At 63.9% G+C, this 2466-nt stretch carries 3 protein-coding genes; all 3 read left to right on the forward strand.

All coding sequences use genetic code 11. The features are described 5' to 3' along the window. Positions 1 to 855: extracellular solute-binding protein (locus ENZ74_RS29000; protein ID WP_127313193.1), on the forward strand; the 855-nt coding region annotated here is incomplete at its 5' end. A 13-nt stretch (positions 856 to 868) separates the two neighbouring features. Next, entirely contained in the window at positions 869 to 1750 is an 882-nt protein-coding gene (locus ENZ74_RS29005; protein WP_063168083.1) for an ABC transporter permease, read from the forward strand. Position 1751: 1 nt separating this feature from the next. Beyond that, positions 1752 to 2466: ABC transporter permease (locus ENZ74_RS29010; protein ID WP_164761287.1), on the forward strand; the 715-nt coding region annotated here is incomplete at its 3' end.

Consider the following 2466-nt stretch of genomic DNA (forward strand, 5'->3'; position numbering starts at 1 on the left):
GTCGAACAGTCGCAGCCGGGCGACTGGGACGTGATGGTGATCGATTCGATCGACGTGCCGCGCGGCGTCGAAAAAGGCCTGTTCGAGCCGCTGCCGGAAGACAAGCTGCCGCTGGCCGACCTGTTTGCGCAGGTGAAGATGAACGGCTCCACCATGGTCGGCGGCAAGCGCTACGGCATCACCGAAAAGTTCGGCTACAACACGATCGGCTACAACAAGACCAAGGTCGATCCGGCCGACATGCAGTCGATGGCGGCCCTGACCGGCGACAAGTACAAGGGCAAGGTCGCCATCTACGACTACTACCTGCCGGTCATCGGCATGGCCGCACTGGCGATCGGCAAGAAGACGGCCGATCTCACCGAAGCCGACCTGCCCGCCCTCAAGGACGAGCTCTTGAAGATGAAAGCCAATGCCAAGCTGGTCGGCGAAGTGACCGCCAGCCAGACGGCGCTGGCGACGGGCGAGGTCGACATACTGGTCGGCGGCGGCGAATGGGTGACGGCGGGCCTAGCCAAGGAAAACCCGGCGCTGGACTTCTCCATCCCGAAAGAAGGTGCGGTTCTGTGGTCGCAGTCGCTGGCCATGTTCAAGGATTCCAAGAACAAGGACATGGCGCTGAAGTTCATCCAGTACATTATGAGCCCGGAGGGCCAGGCGCGGCTTGCCACCTCCTCCTGCTACTGGGGCATGCCGGCCAACACCAAGGCAGCACTGACCGACGACCAGAAGAAGGTGCTGCGCTTCGACGAACAGCCGGGCTTCCTGACGCGTGCCCAGGCCTATCCGGCGCCGAACGCCGATCTCGACAAGAAGATGCAGGACATGTGGACCGAAATGCTGCAGGCGAAATGAGCCGATAGCGCTCATGAGCTCGGCTGGAAACAACCCCTTGCCCCGGGCGGGCCATACCCTGCCCCGGGCGAGCTCTGCTCTGCCCTGGGCGCTGGTCACGCCGGCGCTCGGCTGGACGCTGCTGTTCTTCGTGCTGCCGTTCATTGCCATGGGGTTTTCCAGCCTGACGGCGCATGAGGGCGGCGGCTTCACGCTGTCCAACTACAGCCAATTCTTCACCAACCCCTCCTACTGGCAGGCGATGGTGAACTCGCTTGAGGTGACCGCGATCGTCACCGTGGTCTCGGTGCTGCTCGCCTATCCCTTCGCCTGGATCCTCGCCGAACAGGTGCCGGAGCGCTGGCAGCGGCTGGCGCTGATGCTGGCGGTGCTGCCGTTCTGGACCTCCTATGTCGTGCGCTCCTATTCCTGGCTGCTGGTGCTGGCGCAGAACGGCGTCATAAACCGGGCGCTGACCGGCTCCGGCCTCATCAGCGAGCCTGTGCATCTCGCCAACACGCGTTTCGCCACCATCACCGGCTTCGTGCACTTCTTCGTCATGTTGTTGACGCTGACGATCTTCGCCAATCTCAAGCAGCTCAGCCCGAGCTACCGCAAGGCGGCCGCCGATCTCGGCGCCGGGCCGGTGCGAACCTTCCTGCATGTCGTGCTGCCGCTGACCTTGCCCGGCATCATGGTCGGCGCCTTCCTCACCTTCGTGCTGTGCATCGGCGACTACATCACGCCGCAGATCCTGGGCGGCAACAACGAGCTGCTGATGCCGCAGCTGGTGATGATGCAGATCGGCCGGCGCGGCGACTTTCCGCTGGCCTCGGCGCTGTCGATCATCCTGATGGCGGTGGTCACCATCGCCTATCTCGCCTGCGCCCACTGGCTGAAGATCGAGCGGGCCTGAGATGCGCAGGATTGTCCGCATCGCCTCCTGGCTCTACGCGCTTGCCGTCTACGGCTTCATCTTCCTGCCCGTGATCGTGCTGGTACTGTTTTCGCTGCAGGCGACGTCGTTCCCGATCCCGCCCTTCACCGGCCCGTCGCTGCGCTGGTACGACGCGGTGCTCTCGGACCCACGGCTGACTTCGGCGTTGGTCAATTCGCTGCTGGTCGCGTCCATCTCGTCGCTCGCCGCCGTGACGCTCGGCTTCCTTTCCGCCTGGGGCTTTGCCCGCTTCGTCCTGCCCGGCTCCGGCCTGCTGCGCGGGCTGATCACCCTGCCGCTGACGGTCAGCTATCTCATCATCGGCATGGGGCTGCTGGTGCTGTTCAACTGGGCCGGCGTACCGAAATCGCTACTGGCTGCCGGCATCGGCCATGTCGTGATCAATCTGCCGCTGTGCTTTGCCATCATCTACAGCCAGATGGGCGACCATCAGATCAACATCGAGCGCGCCGCGCGCGACCTCGGCGCGCCGGAATGGAAGGTGCTGCTGTTGATCACCGTGCCGGTCATGGCGCCGGCCATCTTCGCCGGCTTCTTCCTGTCGATGACCTTCTCCTGGGACGAATTCGTGATCTCCTTCCTGCTCACCCGCTTCGACACCACGCTGCCGGTCGAGATCTGGAACCTGCTGCGTTCCGGCCTCAATCCCAAGACCAATGCCGTCGGCTCGCTGG

This window comes from Mesorhizobium sp. M7A.F.Ca.CA.002.15.2.1 (assembly GCF_003998715.1).
Classification (GTDB): domain Bacteria; phylum Pseudomonadota; class Alphaproteobacteria; order Rhizobiales; family Rhizobiaceae; genus Mesorhizobium; species Mesorhizobium ciceri.